Source organism: Ureibacillus endophyticus, assembly GCF_003628435.1.
Taxonomy (GTDB): domain Bacteria; phylum Bacillota; class Bacilli; order Bacillales_A; family Planococcaceae; genus Ureibacillus; species Ureibacillus endophyticus.
In genome coordinates this window covers 1-19,144 of sequence record NZ_RBZN01000028.1, presented here as the reverse complement: position 1 = coordinate 19,144, position 19,144 = coordinate 1, and the positions used below count along the sequence as shown (strand labels likewise).

The 19,144-nt window shown below is 35.5% G+C and carries 21 protein-coding genes; 5 read left to right on the top strand and 16 right to left on the bottom strand.

The features are described from left to right. Positions 1 to 221 precede the first annotated feature (221 nt). On the top strand, positions 222 to 1,199 hold the full coding sequence (locus tag D8M03_RS11490) for a diaminopimelate dehydrogenase (protein ID WP_121214924.1): 978 nt from the start codon (positions 222 to 224) through the stop codon (positions 1,197 to 1,199). Positions 1,200 to 1,473: 274 nt separating this feature from the next. Here the strand turns inward: D8M03_RS11490 and uvsE are convergent, their stop codons facing one another. Next, the gene (gene uvsE / locus D8M03_RS11485; RefSeq protein ID WP_121214923.1) at positions 1,474 to 2,427 is read right to left on the bottom strand and encodes a UV DNA damage repair endonuclease UvsE; all 954 of its coding nucleotides are present in this window, start codon (positions 2,425 to 2,427) and stop codon (positions 1,474 to 1,476) included. Positions 2,428 to 2,494: 67 nt separating this feature from the next. Continuing rightward, positions 2,495 to 2,830: a hypothetical protein gene (locus D8M03_RS11480; protein WP_121214922.1), complete on the bottom strand. Its 336-nt coding sequence runs from the start codon at positions 2,828 to 2,830 to the stop codon at positions 2,495 to 2,497. Positions 2,831 to 2,933: 103 nt separating this feature from the next. On the opposite strand from D8M03_RS11480, the gene D8M03_RS11475 reads away from it, so the two are divergent. Beyond that, the gene (locus tag D8M03_RS11475; RefSeq protein WP_121214921.1) at positions 2,934 to 3,560 is read left to right on the top strand and encodes a LysE family transporter; all 627 of its coding nucleotides are present in this window, start codon (positions 2,934 to 2,936) and stop codon (positions 3,558 to 3,560) included. Here D8M03_RS11475 and D8M03_RS11470 read toward each other — a convergent pair. Next, positions 3,557 to 4,918 (bottom strand): amino acid permease, encoded by a 1,362-nt coding sequence (locus D8M03_RS11470; RefSeq protein WP_121214920.1) that lies wholly within the window; start codon positions 4,916 to 4,918, stop codon positions 3,557 to 3,559. The genes D8M03_RS11475 and D8M03_RS11470 overlap by 4 nt on opposite strands. A gap of 150 nt (positions 4,919 to 5,068) precedes the next feature. On the opposite strand from D8M03_RS11470, the gene D8M03_RS11465 reads away from it, so the two are divergent. Then, on the top strand, positions 5,069 to 6,049 hold the full coding sequence (locus D8M03_RS11465; protein ID WP_121214919.1) for an SH3 domain-containing protein: 981 nt from the start codon (positions 5,069 to 5,071) through the stop codon (positions 6,047 to 6,049). Between the two features lie 263 nt (positions 6,050 to 6,312). Here D8M03_RS11465 and D8M03_RS11460 read toward each other — a convergent pair whose 3' ends face one another. The 4 genes from D8M03_RS11460 to D8M03_RS11445 all read right to left on the bottom strand — a co-directional run bounded on the left by D8M03_RS11460 (position 6,313) and on the right by D8M03_RS11445 (position 8,488). Beyond that, positions 6,313 to 6,738, bottom strand: coding sequence for a DUF2935 domain-containing protein (locus tag D8M03_RS11460; RefSeq protein WP_121214918.1), 426 nt, complete (start codon positions 6,736 to 6,738; stop codon positions 6,313 to 6,315). Positions 6,739 to 6,866: 128 nt separating this feature from the next. Continuing rightward, entirely contained in the window at positions 6,867 to 7,490 is a 624-nt protein-coding gene (locus tag D8M03_RS11455; protein ID WP_121214917.1) for an FMN-binding negative transcriptional regulator, read from the bottom strand. 11 nt (positions 7,491 to 7,501) lie between these two features. Next, positions 7,502 to 8,011, bottom strand: coding sequence for a spermidine/spermine N(1)-acetyltransferase (gene paiA, locus D8M03_RS11450; protein WP_121214916.1), 510 nt, complete (start codon positions 8,009 to 8,011; stop codon positions 7,502 to 7,504). 24 nt (positions 8,012 to 8,035) lie between these two features. After that, a complete protein-coding gene (locus D8M03_RS11445; protein WP_121214915.1) occupies positions 8,036 to 8,488 on the bottom strand; it encodes a MarR family winged helix-turn-helix transcriptional regulator in 453 nt (150 codons plus the stop codon). Positions 8,489 to 8,766: 278 nt separating this feature from the next. On the opposite strand from D8M03_RS11445, the gene hpaB reads away from it, so the two are divergent. Beyond that, the gene (gene hpaB / locus D8M03_RS11440; protein WP_121214914.1) at positions 8,767 to 10,212 is read left to right on the top strand and encodes a 4-hydroxyphenylacetate 3-monooxygenase, oxygenase component; all 1,446 of its coding nucleotides are present in this window, start codon (positions 8,767 to 8,769) and stop codon (positions 10,210 to 10,212) included. A gap of 69 nt (positions 10,213 to 10,281) precedes the next feature. Here hpaB and D8M03_RS11435 read toward each other — a convergent pair whose 3' ends face one another. Beyond that, on the bottom strand, positions 10,282 to 10,650 hold the full coding sequence (locus tag D8M03_RS11435) for a peptidylprolyl isomerase (protein WP_121214913.1): 369 nt from the start codon (positions 10,648 to 10,650) through the stop codon (positions 10,282 to 10,284). Positions 10,651 to 10,794: 144 nt separating this feature from the next. On the opposite strand from D8M03_RS11435, the gene brnQ reads away from it, so the two are divergent. Then, the gene (brnQ, locus tag D8M03_RS11430; RefSeq protein ID WP_121214912.1) at positions 10,795 to 12,147 is read left to right on the top strand and encodes a branched-chain amino acid transport system II carrier protein; all 1,353 of its coding nucleotides are present in this window, start codon (positions 10,795 to 10,797) and stop codon (positions 12,145 to 12,147) included. A 95-nt stretch (positions 12,148 to 12,242) separates the two neighbouring features. On the opposite strand, the gene D8M03_RS11425 is transcribed toward brnQ, so the two are convergent. From D8M03_RS11425 to D8M03_RS11390, 8 genes are read right to left on the bottom strand one after another with little or no spacing between them, the layout of a single operon-like run. Next, positions 12,243 to 13,715, bottom strand: a complete 1,473-nt coding sequence (locus D8M03_RS11425; protein WP_121214911.1) for an aldehyde dehydrogenase — start codon at positions 13,713 to 13,715, stop codon at positions 12,243 to 12,245. Continuing rightward, positions 13,712 to 13,912, bottom strand: coding sequence for a 2-hydroxymuconate tautomerase (locus tag D8M03_RS11420; protein ID WP_121214952.1), 201 nt, complete (start codon positions 13,910 to 13,912; stop codon positions 13,712 to 13,714). The genes D8M03_RS11425 and D8M03_RS11420 overlap by 4 nt, the downstream gene beginning before the upstream one ends. A gap of 19 nt (positions 13,913 to 13,931) precedes the next feature. Beyond that, entirely contained in the window at positions 13,932 to 14,723 is a 792-nt protein-coding gene (locus D8M03_RS11415) for a 2-keto-4-pentenoate hydratase (RefSeq protein WP_121214910.1), read from the bottom strand. A gap of 23 nt (positions 14,724 to 14,746) precedes the next feature. Further along, entirely contained in the window at positions 14,747 to 15,523 is a 777-nt protein-coding gene (locus D8M03_RS11410) for a 2-keto-4-pentenoate hydratase (RefSeq protein WP_121214909.1), read from the bottom strand. Positions 15,524 to 15,545: 22 nt separating this feature from the next. Then, positions 15,546 to 16,559, bottom strand: a complete 1,014-nt coding sequence (gene dmpG, locus D8M03_RS11405) for a 4-hydroxy-2-oxovalerate aldolase (protein WP_121214908.1) — start codon at positions 16,557 to 16,559, stop codon at positions 15,546 to 15,548. After that, positions 16,556 to 17,467, bottom strand: a complete 912-nt coding sequence (locus D8M03_RS11400) for an acetaldehyde dehydrogenase (acetylating) (protein ID WP_121214907.1) — start codon at positions 17,465 to 17,467, stop codon at positions 16,556 to 16,558. The genes dmpG and D8M03_RS11400 overlap by 4 nt, the downstream gene beginning before the upstream one ends. A gap of 38 nt (positions 17,468 to 17,505) precedes the next feature. Further along, entirely contained in the window at positions 17,506 to 18,495 is a 990-nt protein-coding gene (locus D8M03_RS11395; RefSeq protein ID WP_121214906.1) for a catechol 2,3-dioxygenase, read from the bottom strand. Between the two features lie 25 nt (positions 18,496 to 18,520). Next, the gene (locus tag D8M03_RS11390) at positions 18,521 to 19,003 is read right to left on the bottom strand and encodes a flavin reductase family protein (RefSeq protein ID WP_121214905.1); all 483 of its coding nucleotides are present in this window, start codon (positions 19,001 to 19,003) and stop codon (positions 18,521 to 18,523) included. Positions 19,004 to 19,144 lie beyond the last annotated feature (141 nt).

The following is a 19,144-nucleotide window of genomic DNA, read 5'->3' as shown; positions in this document are numbered from 1 at the left end:
AAATAAGCCGGAATTTTCAAGTTTTTTGTAAGTGACATGATTATGTAAAAGAATTATTCTAGACAATCTATAACACTTAGAGATTAGAAATCAACTGTTCACAAATACTTCTAAGGGTCTTATAATGAAGGAAATCATTGAAATGATAGAATTTTCAACTAGAATTACTTAACATTACCATGTAATATATCAGAAATCATTTTTTTAAAGGAGCAGGAGAAATGGCAAAAATTAAAATAGGAATTGTAGGTTACGGTAATCTTGGAAAAGGGGCAATTGAAGCTATAAAAGTTTCACCTGATATCGAATTAGTTGCTGTTTTCACTAGACGTGATCCTCAATCCCTTCAAATTGACGGTGTAAAGACTTTACATATTGGTGATGCACCAAATTATCAAAATGAAATTGATGTTATGATTCTTTGTGGTGGTTCTGCAACAGATTTACCTGAGCAAGCCCCTATTTTTGCAGAAATGTTTAACACAGTAGATAGCTTCGATACACATGCTAAAATTCCAGAATTTTTCGAATTAGTGAATAGAGCAGCTGTATCAAGTAAGAAAACATCCATTATTTCTGTAGGTTGGGATCCAGGTCTATTTTCAATTAACCGTGTATTAGCTGACGCAATTTTACCAGTGGGTGAAAACTATACATTCTGGGGTAAAGGTTTAAGTCAAGGTCACTCAGATGCTATTCGCCGCGTAGAAGGTGTAAAACATGGTGTTCAATACACAATTCCTTCAGAAGATGCAATGGATAAAGTTCGTAGCGGCTTAAATCCAGAACTTTCAACTGCAGAAAAACATAGTCGAGTATGTTACGTTGTGGCTGAAGAAGGAGCAGATCTTGCAAGTATTGAAAATGAAATTAAAACAATGCCTAACTATTTCGCGGACTACAATACTGAAGTAAACTTCATCACAGAAGAAGAATTACAACGCGATCATTCAAAAGCTCCCCACGGTGGATTTGTAATTCGTGGTGGTAACACAGGTAATGGCAATAAACAAATTTATGAATTCTCATTAAAATTAGACAGCAACCCAGAATTTACCGCGAGTGTATTAGTTGCTTATGCCCGCGCCGCTTACAGATTAAATAAAGAAAATCAATACGGAGCAAAATCTGTATTTGATGTAGCACCAAGCTATATTTCTCCGCGCACTGCTGAGGAGTTACGCAAAGATTATTTATAAGAATTTGATTCGCGGCTTACAATGAGTAGGTCGCGATTTTTTTACAAAATTAAAACCCGGAAATTAAATTCCGGGCTTGATTTCAACTTACATTAAATTCTCCATGACACACTGCCTCGCTTTTCGCAAAGATTTCATGAAGAAAACTTGCTATAGCTTATTCAGTTTTGATGGTTAATGAATCCCAGTCATCGGGTTAACCCTCCTAATCATAGAGATTGAAGTGAAATCATTTATAGTATAGGTTGTCTTTCATTTTCTATACATTGAAAATTTAAATTTCTATGGCACCACCATTAATCCTTTTAAATCCGCGCAATTTGCCAAGCTGTTCTACAAGTCTCAAAGCTGCTTGATCCTTTAATTTTGCTTCAATCATAATATCAGCAGATTTACCAAACGCTTTTAATGCCTGAATAAATGGTAAAGCAAAATCGATATCCACGTAATCCGCATGGGCTCGTATTAATTTCTCTGACTTCGGTGAGGAAAGATGAAATTTTGGTACCTTCCCCGTTCTTTCCCATGTTGCAAAAATTCGTTCTAGTAATTCCTCAAAATTCTCATCTTGTCGATTTACCCAATAATGATGATAATCAAAAACCATTGGGACATTTTGTTGCTCACAAATTTGCAACGTTTCCGCTGCGGTATAGGTTTTATCATCATTTTCTAAGGTCGTTTGCATTCGGATTTCTTTGTCTAGTTTGACAAAATTCTTATGAAACCTCGTCATCGCTTCCAATTTATTACCGTACATCCCACCTACGTGAATGTTTATATTCGCATCCTTATGTAATCCCATAGCCTCTAACATATTATAATGATAGGTCATGTCTATTATCGCATTTGCTGTAATATGTTTTTGGGGACTAGTAAACAAAGTAAATTGGTTTGGATGAAAGCTCACACGTAAATTATGTTTTTGAACCAATGACCCGATTTCTTTAAACAACTCTTTAAAAGGGGTAATATAATCCCACTTTACATCCGGATGGGTGGCAAGGGGGACGAGGGATGAGGACATTCTGTAAAGTTCAATACCATGTGCAATATTGTAATGAAGGACACGTAATGTATTTTTTAAATTTTGCTCGGTAAGATATAAAAGCTTATTGCTTCTTTCTTCTTCTTCTTGTTTATTCCAATTCGTAAAAGTGAGCGTTCTTGAAGGAGAAGCTTCCCATAATGCAAGGGCTGTCGAAACATAACCAAATCTTAGAATCATTCTTTACACCAACTTTTCATGATAGAATATAGCGCCCACAATAAGATTCATGAGCGCTTTACCTTGTTTATTTATCATGCTTATTTGCTATTTGCTTATTGATACCTCGATACATTTGAGTATACATAGTCCCTTGAACAACATGCTCCAAGAAAAAATCGCCGACTAACTTTAAATACTCATCATCGTCATACATCTTTCTATTTTGAATTTCCATTTCAGCCATTCCTTCATATGTCGCAAGAAGTGCATATGTGTAATCATGTCCAGTGATAGGAAGTAAAACTTCAACAGTATGATCGTAATTATCATTACGATATTTTTTCAGTTCTTGTAAGTTTTCTATCGCATCTTTAAATTTTTCTTGTTTTATTTCAAATGTTTGATAAACATAAACTGCCATTTCAATAACTCCTTTAAGCGATTTTACTTAATAATTTGTCCTATTACTTTAAAGTCATGAATAGGATGTACAAACCATTTTTACTTACTAAAGGAGTTATTAAATGAGCGCTTTTTTTGGTTACGTATTTCTAGGGATTTCTCTTGCAGCTCCAATTGGCCCCGTTAATGCCGCCCAATTAACAAAAGGTATTTACGGAGGCTTTTGGCATGCATGGCTAGTAGGCTTAGGAGCGATGTTAGCTGATGCCTTTTTTATGCTAATTGTATATTTAGGTGTATTTCATTTTTTAGAAACTGAATATATGCAAACTTTATTATGGTCATTTGGTTGTTTTGTACTTATTTATACTGGTGTTGAAAGTATGATAAATGCTGGAAATAAGGTACAAATGAAAAATACAAAAGACAATTCGTTAAAAAAATCATTTGGTTATGGTTTTTTATTATCTCTTTCAAATCCATTATCTATGTTATTTTGGCTTGGCATCTTTGGATCTGTTTTAGCCAAAACTGTATCAACTTATGATATTGATCATGTTATTTTATATAGTGCTGCTATTTTCGTTGGTTTGTTTATATGGGATATTACGATGGCTTTTACAGCAAGCAGTTTCAAAAAAATACTAACTTCTAAAATTCTAATCATTATTTCGATATTATCAGGATTATCATTAGTTGGTTTTGGCGTTTATTTTGGTGCACAAGCAGTTAAGTTACTCTTTTTCTAAAGACCTTTAGGATATTCGTTCTTTCCTTTCCCTCTTTTTTTGATACAAAAAATGACAATAAGAATGATCGCAATGAAAATGACACTTACCAACAGCCCCATACGATTATTCTTATCTAGCAAGGTACCAAAAATTGCAAGAAGTATAAAAACCATTGCAAGATATCGCTTTATATGATCAATTTTTGTTACTTTCATAAGTTTTGGGAATGAAAGTAAAATAAACAACCAATTATAAATAAGCATTAGTCCAGCAGCGGTTGTAATATACTCATATACTCGATCAGGTACTAATCGAGCGATAATAATGGAAATGACTAAAACGGATATAGTTAAGGAAAGAGCAAATGGAGGTACTTTAAGTTTACCTTTTTTCGCAAAAAGTTTCGGTGCATCGCCATCTTCTGCCATTGTGACAAGCATGCTAGTAACTGCAAATAAAGAGGCAGCCATTGTAGAAAATCCTGCAATAATAATACCTGCATTAAAAACATGAGGGAAAAATGCAAGATTATAATCTGCTAAAGCAATGGCAAAAGGACTTTCTTCAGCATTAAATTTGTTATGGGATACAAAACCTGATGCTAAAAAAATGGAAATTAAATAGATAGACGTTAACAATATAAGCATGACGGTTGTTGATTTAACAACCTCTTTCTTCTCTTGAAGTCTTACTGACAATATTCCCATCACTTCTATTCCGCCAAAAGCATAAAATCCGAAAATGAGTGATGACCATAAACCCATAATGCCATGTGCAAAAATCTCATCCGTTGAAGTAGGAACATTAAAATCATTTTTACTACCACCAAAAAAGCCAAATAATACTAATATGGCAAGTATAATGAACATTAAAATTGCGGCTACTTTTATGACCGCAAATAAGTTCTCTACACGTTCAAATCCTTTTGTACCAATTAAAACGACAATTATTCCTAATGTTGCATAGATAGATGCTAAAATCCAAAGGGGTACATTTGGAAACCAAAATCGGGTAAGGATAGAAAGTGCGGTTAATTGACTCCCGGAAATGAGCATTTCAGAAAACCAATATACCCAGCCACTACTAAAACCTGCCCAGCGTCCAAAAGCTTTTTTTGTATATGAACGGAAGGATCCCTTTTGAGGATCTTGTACAAACATTTTCCCCAATGCTTCTGAAACAATCATTGCAGTAATTCCAGCAAGGATAAAAGAAATAACAATAGAAGGACCTGTTTTAGAAATTCCAATACCAGAACCAAGAAAGTAGCCTGTCCCAATGGTGCAACCTACACCGATTAGAGAAAGTTGCCACCATTTTAACTTACTATCTTTGTTATTGTCTTTCTTCCCCCCTACGCGTGCTGGTAGCTCCATCAAAAACTCCCTCCCTTAATTCCTAGTTATTATGAGCTTTGGAAAGAAGTTTATGCCCAGTCCACCCTTCTACTAAAATCCTTCAAAATAGTTAGGAAATTTATGTATTAAATGATATTATATTCCTATAATGATAAGGAGGAATAAATAATGAAGAAACTAATTACTGCAATGCTTCTTTTTGCTTTTATTTTCATTACTCCATCTATATTTTTGGATGAAGTACATATAGAAGCAGCAGGAAAGACAATGTATGTTAATGCAAAAGACGATATTATTTTGCGAGAAAAACCATCTCAAAATGCTAAGAAACTGGGCACAATTAAAAATTACTCAGCTATCACTGTACTATCATCATCAAAAGGTTGGTCTTATGTAGAAACAAATAAGACAAAAGGCTATGTTTATACAAGTGCATTATCAAGTAAAAAACCTACCCCAACCATTAGTGGAGGATTAATACCAAAGGCTGGAATGAAGCTTACTTATTCACCATCGTTTCTATCCACGAATAAAGAAGAATTTATCGTTAGCAAAGACACCTACTGTACATACTTAATAAATATTTCAAGTAACGGTTCTGACCTTTGTTATTCTGAAAAACAGTCAAAGCTATCTATGGGTGTATCTGGAACAGATTGGGGCTTTTTCAATCTCACATACCCGATGAAACAAGGCCAATATATTAAAGATACGTATTTTGATTATGATTCAATGAAAGAAAAATATAATAAAGTACTTGTTGAAAGTACTTCTAAACAAGTCAAAGTGAAAGCAGGAACCTTTGATAATGTTGTAATCCTTAAATACACAACAGGTGAAAGATATTATTTTGTAAAAGGTATTGGGATAATAAAAGCAACGGACAAAAAAGGAAAAACTGTTACAGAATTATCATCAGTAAAAAATATCAAACTTACAACAACAGATGCTGTAAAATTGGTACAAAAATATACAGGTTTCACGAATGATTCTGACATGATTTTCGAATATGATCATAAAAATGATGAACAACATTATATTATCCATGTATTTAGATTTGTAGGTGAACATACTGCAACGTACGGTTGGTATGGAGTAGATCCATATACTGGTGAGATTTACGATGCACTTACAGACAACCGTATTTAATTAAAAATAGACCTTCAACATACTTACTGTTGAAGGTCGTTTGTTTACTTATTATTATTTTGATGGCGTGAAGTGGATGAAGCTTTTCCTCTTCGTTGCTCCGGTGGAATTTTTGGTTTTGCATCATTTGTTTTTTTCTTTGGTGCGTACGAGTCTTTTACCATGTGCTCTTCCTCCATATTCGTATTGGTGTCGTTTATAGAATAACCTTTATGTAGTGAATTATTTGCGAAAGATATTGGCATATTATTTAAGAACTTGCTTTACCGTTGATATAAAATTGTTTGTGCAACCCCGATAAAATACTCAGATTCCACAATAATATGGTTTAATACTACTTTTGCAGTTGGATTCGTACGAATAGGAACACTTTCTTCCATCATGGTGTGGAGAAAGTTAATAAATTGTTCACTCTGTCTTAAACAATATCTGATAAGCTGCATGATATCATTGTATAACGATTGAGAAATATAGCCATTTGAACGGTTGACTGTTTCAATATATCGAACTACGCGTTGATGTGTTTTGGCAAATTCCTTTTCCCAATCTTTTAATGCCTGTACATACTTTTGTTCAAGATTTCCTACAAGCTCACGAATGACAACTGTGTGCTCCTCTTCTTGATGTTTCCAAAATTCAGCTTCATCAAGTACACGTAACGGCATCATATCTCCATAATAGTATTGCAACTCTTCTTCCTCCTATCTATTTATGGTCTTCTTAATTTATATTCAAATGAAGAAAGGGGAAGAACAAATAATCTGTCATGCAATTAGTAAGAAAAAAAGACCATCAAAAGATGATCTCTCAATAAATATTATTCAAATATTTCTAATCTCTTTTTCATCACATCTGCCATTTGCTTTGAATTTGGATCTTCTTCTTTTTGCAAGTTTTCAATAATGCTGAGATAATCTGCTTCATTTCGATTTTGACTAAGTTTATATGCAGCCTGTATGTCTTCTATTTTTATTTTAATACCTACAATTCCCTTTAATTGGCTTTCTAAAAATTGTGGAGAAAGTTTATCCCATAAAATTGGATTTTCACGATGTTGTTCATACTTTTCTAACAACCTCGTTAAATCTTCTATTAACTCTTCTTTTTCTAAAAGACTCCCTTTCCCATACATATGTACCGACTGATAATTCCAGGTTGGAGCATTTTCATGAGAATACCACGAAGATGAGATATACGAATGTGGTCCTTGGAACATCACAAGTACATTCTCACATGCTTCAATCGTTTTCCATTGAGGATTACCATAAGCCAAATGACCCTTAACAAAGTAATTTTCGCCTTCTTTAATTAACGTCAAAGGTAAATGCGTAGCAATTGGTTTTTCTTGCACGGTTGTCACAATCGTAGCGAAAGAATTATTTTGAACAAAGTCCCAAATTTCATCAACATCTGTTACTTTATATAGTTTGGGGATAAACATACATCTCACTCCTAACTCAGCGTTTTTGTCATAATATAATCGAGCTGTTCTTCATCACCTAAATAAAATGAATGTGATCCAGTTTGGACAAAGCCCATTTTCTTATAGAAAGCAATGGCATTATCATTTTTTTCCCATACGCCTAGCCAAATTTTCTTCCGATTAAGTTGAAGTGCAATTTCAACTGCTTTATTTAATAGAAGTTTACCAAGCCCATGTTTTTGATAATTCGTTTTTAAATATATTCTCTCAATTTCAATACAATCCTGCCCTACTTCTGCTTCATTTGTATTAACCTTCAAATATCCAGCAACATCATCATTCACATAAACAAAATAAAATTGCGAAGATGTAGTAGATAATTCCGTTTCTAATTGCTTTAAATTAAACGCCTTGTCTAAATAGGCATTCATATTTTCAGGTGAATTTTGATCCTTAAAGGCACTGTTAAACGTATCGATACTAATTTCTTGAAGTGTTTGTAAATCTTCAAGGGTACATTTTTTGATATAAGCAGTCATTGTTGCAAGTCGCTCCTTCTTACATTAATAGTTTCGCTTATTTCCCTTTTTAACGTGTTCCCAATCTTTCTCCACATTTTTTCTAACTCTTTGAAGGAGATTAAAAATGGTTTCTACTTCATCTTCAGATAATCCCTGTAAGGCTACTTGATTGGAATAATCATTTTCTCTTTTTATAAAAGGATAAATTTGCTGTCCTTTTTCGGTTGGAAAGAGTTTTTTTATTTTTTTGTTATGGGGATCATCCTTTTTTTCGATGAAACCGTTTAATTCAAGTTTTTTAATTGCGCGGGCAGCTGTTGTTCGATCTACTTTGATCATCTCTGCTAATTTTTCTTGAATAATACCAGGGTTTTCACAGATTCGAACAAGGTATAAATATTGTCCTTTTGTTAAGTCATATTCTTTAAATTCAATATTACTTATTGAATCTAGTGCCCTTGCAATCATTCCTATTTCTCGAAGAATTTCCTTCATGGTCAATCTCCTTTTTACGATTGTTGCAAATACAACAAAAATTTCTATAAAATAAATTTAACTTCATTTTGTTGTAAATGCAACAAAAAAATTTTCTAATTCAACCAACCAGTACAATATCACCAATTGATTTTGCTTTTAATAACATGATATATAGAAATGCAAGATTTTCACCCTAAATATCAATGTGCATGTTCTAACTACGAAAATGAGCTATACGTAAACAATCCTTTTATACCTAAGTGTGTTACATTAAATCATTAATTAGGAGTGACAATGTGGGGGCTATTAATGGAAAAGAGTACATTAATCGATTAAATCAGTTAAAAAACGAAATCTGGTTAGATGGAAAAAAAGTTGAAGGATTACTTTCTGAACACCCTGTCTTTAAAGGCCTCATTCAAGAAAAAGCTGCATTATATGATTTACAGCTAGATCCCCATTATATTGAGGCAATGACTTTTATTTCACCTGAATCAGGTGATCCAATTGGGCTATCCTACATGCAACCAAGAAGTATAGATGATTTAAAAAGAAGACGAAAAATGTTTGAGCAATGGGCAAAGAAAACCTATGGGATGATGGGGAGAAGTCCTGATTATTTGAATACTGCAATAATGGCTTTCGCCTCTTCCGCTAGCTTTTTAGAGGGAAAAGAAAATTGCTTTCCAGAAAATCTTGTACAATTTTATAAAATGGCAAGAGAAAAGGACTTAAATTTCACACATACATTTATTAGTCCACAAGTGAATCGTTCACAATTCTATTTTGAAGATAGTAAAGAACCCATAGCAGCAAAAATTGTTGACGTGACGGATGATGGACTTGTCATTAAAGGTGCTCGATTACTTGCAACCCAAGGCGGATTAACGGATGAAGTATTTGTAATTAGTATTGGTAAATTTTTTAATGAAGATGAGGTATTTGCGTTCTCAATACCATCCAATACAAAGGGACTTAAATTTATTTGTAGGGATACTTTTATCGGAGGAACATCTCACTTCGATCATCCATTAAGCTCAAGATATGAGGAAATGGATTCCATTGTCGTATTCGATAATGTATTAGTTCCTTGGGACAGAGTATTTTATTACAAGAATGGTGAAGTAGCAGAAAAATTTATTAATCAAAGTGCGTTTCATAATCTTGCTATACACCAAGTAATCACAAGGCAAATAGTCAAAACTGAATTTATTTTAGGGATTGCACAAGTATTAATTGAAACCATTAATATTGGAGAATATCAGCATATACATGAGAAAGTATCCGAAATCATTTGTGGATTGGAGACAATGAAAGCATTATTGGAAAAAGCAGAAAATGACGCCTCGATTGATGAATATGGAATCATGCGTCCTGATATTACCGCTTTAAGTGTAGCTAGTTTAACTTTTCCGAAATTGTATCCTCGATTCACTGAAATCATTCAAATAATGAGTGCTAGCGGCATCATTACATTACCTACTGAAAATGCCTTTCTATCAGAGATAAGACATGATTTAGACCAATACCTACAAGGAGCAACAAAATCAGCTGAAGACAGAGTAAAGGTCTTTCGCTTAGCATGGGATTTAACGATGAGTTCTTTTGGAACAAGGGAAACACAATATGAACGTTACTTTTTTGGTGATCCGATTCGTTTAGTTAGTAGTGTTTATAAAAGCTATCCGAAAGAGCAATATGTAAAGGATGTATGCAAATTTTTACAGATAGAAAATATATAAAGATATCAAGCTCACAAACCTCGTTATTCAAAGTTTGTGAGCTTCCTTTAACTAAAAACGTTCATTAAATTATTGAACAGTAATGTTATCAAAAGGTGTTGATATGCCATTTACAAGAACATCGATTGAATCGTGTTTAGCATCTGTTGTTAAATAAAATGTCTTTTGCTTAATAACAGTATCATCTAAATTTGTTTCATCAATCTTTATGATTAAATCCTTCCCTTTTGTTTCTAAATTCGTCTCAATATCTCCTTTTGAATAAAACACAATATAAAAACCTTTTCCTCCATCCGAGATTAATTGAAGTTTGAGATTGGAATCCACAATTTCTTGCACACTATTTGGTACGTTTTTAATTTCCTTTAAACTCAATGTTGACGAATCGCAACCAAAAATCATCAAGATTACCAAAAACACAATTAATCGTTTCTTCAATAAATCACCCACCTTTCTTTGTTTTATGTAAGGACAGGCTATTAGAAGGGGCTTCGAGCACTTATGTATGTATTCTTAAATATATAGCTAGCTAATAAAAAAGATGTTAAAATATATGTCATTCATCTTAGAAGGAGCATAAATATGGAACAAAAAATATCATTTTCTACCTATGCCATTATTGGCACGATGCTATTTGGAATGTTCTTTGGTGCAGGAAATTTAATCTTCCCAATCCAAATGGGACAACTTGCAGGCACGAATTTTTGGCCAGCATTAATTGGATTCCTTATCACGGCCATAGGACTTCCATTCATCGGAATTTTAGCGTTTGGGTTATCCGGAAGTAGTGGATTACGTCATTTAGCAAGCCGTGTTCATCCAATCTTTGGACTAGTCTTTTCAGTAGCACTTTACTTAACGATTGGACCATTCTTTGCGATACCGCGTACAGCAACGGTACCTTTCGTAGTTGGATTTGAACCTTATATTAATCAAGCACAAAGCAACTTATATTTAGGAATCTTTAGCTTTATATTTTTTGCAATAGTCTATTATTTCTCTTTGAATCCAGCAAAAATTATCGACTATATTGGTAAATACTTAACACCTGCATTTTTAGTGTTTTTATTCATATTAATTATTACTACGATTGTAAAACCAATGGGACAATTCGAAAATCCGACTGGTGATTATATCGATTTAGCCTTTATTACAGGCTTTAAAGAAGGATATAACACAATGGATGCCCTTGCCTCCCTTGCATTCGGTATTGTTGTTATTCAAGCCATCAAGAGTCAAGGTATTACTAATACAAAAGAGATTGCAAAAGCTACTTGGAAATCAGGAATTTTCGCGATGGCATTAATGATGCTAATTTACGGGCTCATTACTTACATGGGGGCATCTAGTGTTTCAGCAATCGGCTCATTCGATAATGGTGGTTTAATTTTCGCTGCCGTGTCTCAACACTATTTCGGATCATTTGGGAATATCTTACTTGCCATTATTATCGTCTTAGCTTGTTTAAAAACAAGTATCGGACTTATTACGTCTTGTAGTGAATTTTTTAATCAAGTCCTTCCAAAAGTAAGCTATAAATGGTTTGTTCTAATATTATGTCTTGTATCATTTTTCATTGCGAACTTTGGACTGACGAATATTATTCAATATGCTGTACCAGTTTTAATGCTTCTCTATCCTTTAGCTATTGTGCTAATCTTATTAACTCTTTGCTCACCTTTATTTGGCCATAAGCAAAGTGTTTATGCAGCAACAATGTTCTTTACGTTCTGTGTAAGCTTATTGGATGGTTATAGTGCATTAGTTGGTAGCTTGCCAGGAGCTGCTTTCTCGGTATTCGAAAATATAAAAGTGTTCTACATGGATTATTTGCCACTTTACGATATTGGTCTTGGCTGGATTTTACCAGCTATGGTTGGTGTAGTGATCGGGGTATTATGGCCAAAGAACACTAAAAAAACAGCAGTTCAATAATGTATCTTCTGAACCAGCTTAGCTACTAAGCTGGTTCTTAAATTTATATATCCAACACGAAAACACCCGTAAATAGTTACGAGTGTTTAATAAAATTATTTTAAAGCTATACAAATATTTTTTGCTTCCGTGAAAAATTCCATACTGTGATGGCCACCTTCACGTCCTACCCCACTTTTCTTAAAACCTCCAAATGGCGCACGAAGGTCTCGAACAAACCAACAATTCACCCAAATTGTCCCCGCTCTAACAGCGTGAGAAATTCGATGGGCACGTTGAAGATTTTCAGTCCATACAACCCCATTTAATCCGTATTCTGTATCATTGGCGATACGAAGCGCTTCTTCTTCTGTATCAAATGGAATAATTGTAACGACTGGTCCGAAGATTTCTTCTTGGCATAAACGTGTTTTAGGATTTTCTTGGATATATACAGTTGGCTCTAAATAATAGCCGTTTTGTAAATATTCAGGTAACTCTGGGCGTTTTCCACCACAAATTAATGTCGCATTCTCATCTTTAGCAATTTCTAAATAACTTGTTACCTTTTTATAATGCTCTTCACTAACAAGAGGGCCCATTCTTGTTTCCGCATCTTGTGGATCTCCCACTTTAAGTTCCATCGCCGCTTTTTTAAATCGGTTAATAAACTCATCTAAAATGGTACGTTGCACTAAAATTCTTGATCCGGCAAGGCATACTTGGCCTGAATTCATGAACGCTGCTTGAATCGAAACAGGAATCGCTTTATCCAGATTCGCATCTTCAAATATGATATTTGCCGCTTTTCCACCCAACTCAAAGGAGAATTTCTTCAAAGAATCCGCGCCGTTTTTCATAATTCGTTTTCCAGTAGCCGTTGAACCAGTAAATGAAACTAGATCTACTTCTGGATGCGTTGTTAAAGCAGTACCTACAACCGACCCTTTACCATGAACGATATTTACTACACCATCTGGAATCCCTGCTTCTTTCGCAATCTCTCCAAGAAGTGATACCGAAAGCGGAGTCATTTCAGCTGGTTTTATAATAGCTGTGTTACCTGCTGCAAGGCATGGGCCAAGTTTCCATGTAGTTAACATAAACGGAACATTCCATGGTGTAATAAGTGCCGCAACTCCAACTGGTTCGTATCGAGTATAATTGATATACTCTTCTTCCATTGGATAAACTTCACCGCCTTGATTCTCCATAAAATCGGCAAAAAATTTGATATTATTTGCTGCACGAGGTACTTCGTGTTGCACTGCAGAATGGAACGGTTTTCCTACATCAATTGCATCTAACCCCGCGATTTCCTCTTTCCGTTCAAGTATAATTTCAGCCATTCGGCGAAGTTTTGCACATCGCTCTGCAACTGTCATCGTTCTCCATGGACCATTTTCAAAAGCGTTTCGTGCTACATGACAAGCACGATCCACATCTTCAATCGTCGCTTCACTAACTCTTGCAATTACTTCTTGTGTCGCAGGATTTTTCACCTCAAAAGTAGCATCGTCCATTGCTTTCGTATATTCTCCGTTTATATATAAACCGACTTCTCTTACCTTCGTTTGTATATTTGTCATTTTGTAACCTCATTTCTCTTCTTAACTGACTCTCCTGCAATTCCCCAATGTTCTGGCTCTAATTCGTTAATCATAATACGAACATTTTGAACGGGAGCTTCTAAGACATTCGAAACGACATCCGTAACTTCACGTATCAATCGTTCTTTCTTTTCTGGTGATCTACCTTTAAGAATATTAATCTGAATAAATGGCATAACTATCTCCCCATTCAACTTATTCAATGAATCTAGCTTCCACCGTTCCAATACCGTCAAATTCTGCTGAGAAGTGGTCACCTGGTTCAATTTTAATGGCCGCAGATAAAGAACCACTTAAAACAATTTCACCAGGTTGTATACTTTGCCCGACTTTATATAATCGGTTAGCTAACCAGGCAATAGCTCTTGCTGGATGACCCATAACTGCTGCACCCGCACCTGTTGCAACCACTTCTCCATTTTGCTTAAATACCATGCCCATTAATTTCAAATCAAATTCTTTTGGTGAATAAAATCTTTCACCAATAATAAATCGAGAAGAAGAAGAGTTATCTGCTACCGCATCTTGTAACGTAAAACTGAAGCCATGGAATCTACTATCTATCAGTTCTATGGCAGGTGCTATATATTTCGTTGCATTCAGTACATCAGCCACCGTCACATGAGGACCTTTTAATTCTTTATCAAAAATAAAAGCAATTTCAGGTTCCAACTTGGGGTGGATGAATGGTGAAATTGATATTTTATCACCTTCGAACAGTTGCATACTTTCTAGTAACACACCATAAGAAGGTTCATGTACACCCATCATTTCTTGTTTCGCTTTACTCGTTAATCCTAGTTTTCTACCAATTCTTTTTGTATTTTCTTCTTTACATTTCATTTCAATTAGTCGTTCCTGTACTTCATAAGCTAATGCTTCGTCTAGTTCAGGATACTGGTCTACAAACTTACTAACTGCCTTTTTCCTTTTTTCCGCTCGTAGTAGTTCATAGGCAATTTGATCAATCATATTTGTTTTTATCATGTTATCACCTAGTTCCTTTACTATCATTTAAACGAAGCTGTAACTGAACCGATATGGGCAAATTCCGCTGTGAATGTATCATTTTTCTTTACTTCCACCGCACGGGTTAAAGCACCTGAAAGTATAATTTCACCTGCATTTAGAGAGACACCATATTTACTTAATGAATTGGCTAACCAAGCAACAGACCTCAATGGATTTCCTAATACGGCTGCCCCAGCTCCAGTATCAATCATTTCACCATTTTGATATGCTACCATGCCAATGCGTGTAAGATCGATTCCCTCTAGTTTTGTCGGTTTCCCACCGATAATTGCACTTGCTGAAGATCCGTTGTCAGCTACCGTGTCTTCAAATTTAATTTTCCAATCTTCAATTCTACTATCTATGACTTCAATGGCAGGGACAATATAATCCGTGGCATCGATCACATCTACTATCGAAACATTTGGTCCCTTTAAATCCTTTTTCAAAATAAAAGCTATCTCAAATTCAACTTTTGGTTGAATATAGTTTTCTAGAGAAATAGTCTCACCTTCGATAAACATCATATCTGCTAGTAGATGCCCGTAGTCAGGCTGGTTAACACCAAACATATTTTGGATTGCTTTACTTGTTGCGCCTATTTTTTTCCCTACAATAATGCCACCATTTTCAACTTTTCGGCGAATAATCTCTAATTGTGTATGATATGCTTCATCAACTGTTATTCCTGGATAGGAAACGGTTAATGGCTCGATTACCTGTTTTGTTACTTCGGCTTCTATTAATCGAGTAGCGGCCTCTTGAACAATCGTCATAACTGTCCCCCCTTACCTTGGACTATACTTTTACTCCCTTTTTGTTCGCTAGTTCTACAGCCACATCGATAATCCAGTCTTCCTGTCCTGCGATGGTTTGCCTTTTACCTAGCTCTTCCATAATTTCACCTACACCAACACCAAACTTCTCTGCAGCATGTTTAACATGTAAAAGGAAGCTATTATAAACTCCAGCATAGCCACTTGATAAATTGTCACGATCGACAACAATAGGAGATTTCATAATTGGTGCTACCTTTTCTTCTGCCGCATCCATTAAAATAGCTAGATTGATGCCCGTATCTATATTCATCTTGTTTAAGACAGCAACAAGGACTTCAGTTTGTGCATTTCCTGCTCCCGCTCCTAGCCCTCTTAATGTTCCGTCAATTTGGTCTGCTCCACATTCAATGGCAGCCAAAGTATTTCCAATTGCTAATCCAAGGTTATTATGCGCATGGAATCCTACTTCAATGGACAATGCTTCTTTTAATGCAGATACTCTTTCCCGAACGCCCGTTGGAACTAGAGCCCCAGCAGAGTCTACAACGTAAACACAATCCGCACCATAGGATTCCATTAATTTTGCTTGCTCTACAAGTACTTTTGCCGGTTGAGTATGTGACATCATGAGGAATCCAACCGCTTCAAGGCCTAACTCTTTAGCTAAACGGAAATACTGTTCTGTCACATCAGCTTCTGTACAATGAACTGCAATTCGTATTATTGAAATACCTAAGTCCGCTGCTTTTCTTAATTCTTCACTCGTACCTATCCCTGGAACAAATAAAGAAGCTATTTTAGCATTTTTGGCGGTTTGCACCGCCACTTTAATTAATTCTAATTCCGGATGTTTAGAAAACCCTTGTTGGATTGTTGAACCATTTAAACCAGATCCATGACTTACTTCAATCACAGGTACACCAGCTTCATCTAAATCTTTTACGATAGTTCTTACTTGTTCTGGTGTATAACTATGACTAATCGCATGATCACCATCTCGTAATGTTGTATCTGTCAATCTAGGTATTTTCATCGTGCACCCTCCTTCACACTAAGTACATGTGCTGCATAAACATCGCCAACTTGATAAGCTGATGCTGTCATAATATCCAGGTTTCCAGCATAAGTAGGGAAAAAGTCTCCTGCTCCTACTACCTCATTCATAATGACAACAGTTGGTAAACGACCCCAAGGAGTGTCACGATAATCGACAATCGGTGATCCTTTTAATCGATAGCCAGGGACATACTTCGAAATCTCTTTTGCAATGGATTCAACAGATTGAATTACCGCGCGCTCATCAAATTCTTCTTTAATCACAGCGTAAACAGAATTTGTCATATTAATCGGTGGCTGTGCTGGATTAAATACAGGAATGGCTCTAGCAATTTTTGCTCCACCAATTTTTTGTACTGCACTAGCCGTTGTGCGAACAAATTCATCAACATTTTGTCTTGTTCCTGGCCCAATTGATACACTTGCAGCTGTTGCGATAACTTCTGCATAATGTACAGGTACTACACGATTGACCGCATATACAAGGGGAGTTGTTGCCTGACCACCACAAGAAATCAAATTCACATTCATTTCTTCAAGATGTTCATTTAGATTTACTGTTGGAACCACAAAGGGCCCAACAGCTGCTGGCGTCATGTCTACGGCAAATTTCCCATGTTCTTTTAATTTAGGTGCATTTACTTGATGGGCTTTCGCGCTAGTTGCATCGAACACAATCTTAATTTCTGAGTCTTCTAGAATCTCATCAATTCCATAATGACTTGTCGCAATCCCCTTCTCCTTTGCTCTAGCAAGCCCCTCAGATTTTGGATCAATCCCTGCTACTAGGGCTAACTCCATATTCCCATCATTTTTTAATATTTTATACATTAGGTCTGTCCCAATATTTCCAGAACCTAGTATTGCTACTTTTACTTTTGCCAAGTCATCACCCCACTATTCTAGTAATCTATTATCATGATTTATAAAACTTCTTCTTTAACAGTCTCTTTTAATGTTAGTGGCGTTCCTTGTGTCCACCAAGATTCTGGGAAGTCTGTTCCAATCCATGTATCACCATTACCTGGAACATCTTTCATTTCCCAAATTACTGGTTTCCATGCTGGGTCTGTAATGATGTACCCTGCATCACCGAATAATTCAATGCGGTTTCCACCTGGCTCATGTACATACATACAAAATGCTTGGCTAATTCCATGCTTATTCGGTGGAACTTCAATCTTCACATCATGGTCTTTAAGTAAATCCGCCACATCATAAAGATTTTGTGGAATACCATACCAGTAGCATAAATGGTGCAGTTTTCCTTTAACTGCATTTGGTTCTTGCATATAGGCAATTTCATGTACCAGGTTCGATACACTAATCCAACTGCCTAACACATGGCCATTATCTTGAATTTGCTCTCTCAAACGGAAACCTAACGTATTAATCATGAATTCTGTGTCAGCTTTAGGATTGGATGTCATCAGATTAATATGATCTAAACGTCGTACCGGAACACCACGGTCAGGGCGTTTCGATGCTCTGTTTAATAGTTTTGAACGATCTTCTGGTTTTACATGATAATATTCAACGTCCCATAAAATTTCCATTAAGTGTCCATCTGGATCTGTAAATCGGTATGCTTTCCCGTGTCCGATATCCCCGTCTATCCAACCGATTCCTAATCCTGTTTTTTCAATTTCTTCTACTCTACGATTTAAAGCTTCTGGAGAGCTTGCACGCCATGCTACATGTCCAACACCTGCTTGGTCCGATTCAGTAATAATCAACGTATTATGATAGAAATCTTCATACGCTCGAAGGTAAACAGATTTTTCAGAACGAGCAGTTACTTCCATTCCTAAAAATCTAGTAAAGAACTCTACGGATTCTTCTAGTTTTGGAGAAAGAAGCTCCACGTGTGCAAGTTGTGCAACATCAAAAATTTGTTCTTGGTTTAATGTCATATAAATTCCCCCATTTTATAAATTTTTATTTATTAATAAAACTCAATTCAGGTAATAAAGAGCGATATTTCCCTCTAAAGAACATTAGTGGATCTTTCTCTTCAACCTTAATGTCTAGCACCTTACCAATAAACAAAGTATGATCCCCTTCAACATGTTCGTTTACAACTTCGCAAGCCACTTGTGCGATTGCACCCGGTAAAACAGGAAGTCCAGCAAGCGTTTCAAAGTTAACTTTTCTCTCTTCTTTTATTTGACCAGCAAATAACATTGAATATTCTTGTTGGGTATCCGCTAAAATATTAACTGCAAACTTTTTACTTTTTTTGATTTTCTCTAGCATTTGAGCTTTTTCTCCAATGGAAATCACCACAAGCTTCGGATCAAGGGAGACGGACATGAAGGCATTTGCCGTCATGCCATGTTCTTGTCCATCAATTTCCGTTGTAATTACTGTGACACCCGTAGCGAAATTGCCCATCGCTTGGCGAAATTGACGATCATCCATGTTTTCCCCTCCTATGATTGTTTCGTATTGTCAAAACTTATATATATAAATCGCTAATAATCGTTGGTTTTATAGTCTTTTACGCAAAAAAACTTGCCACCCCCTGGATTTTGGTGTTAGTTGAGGTTACCACACACAAAA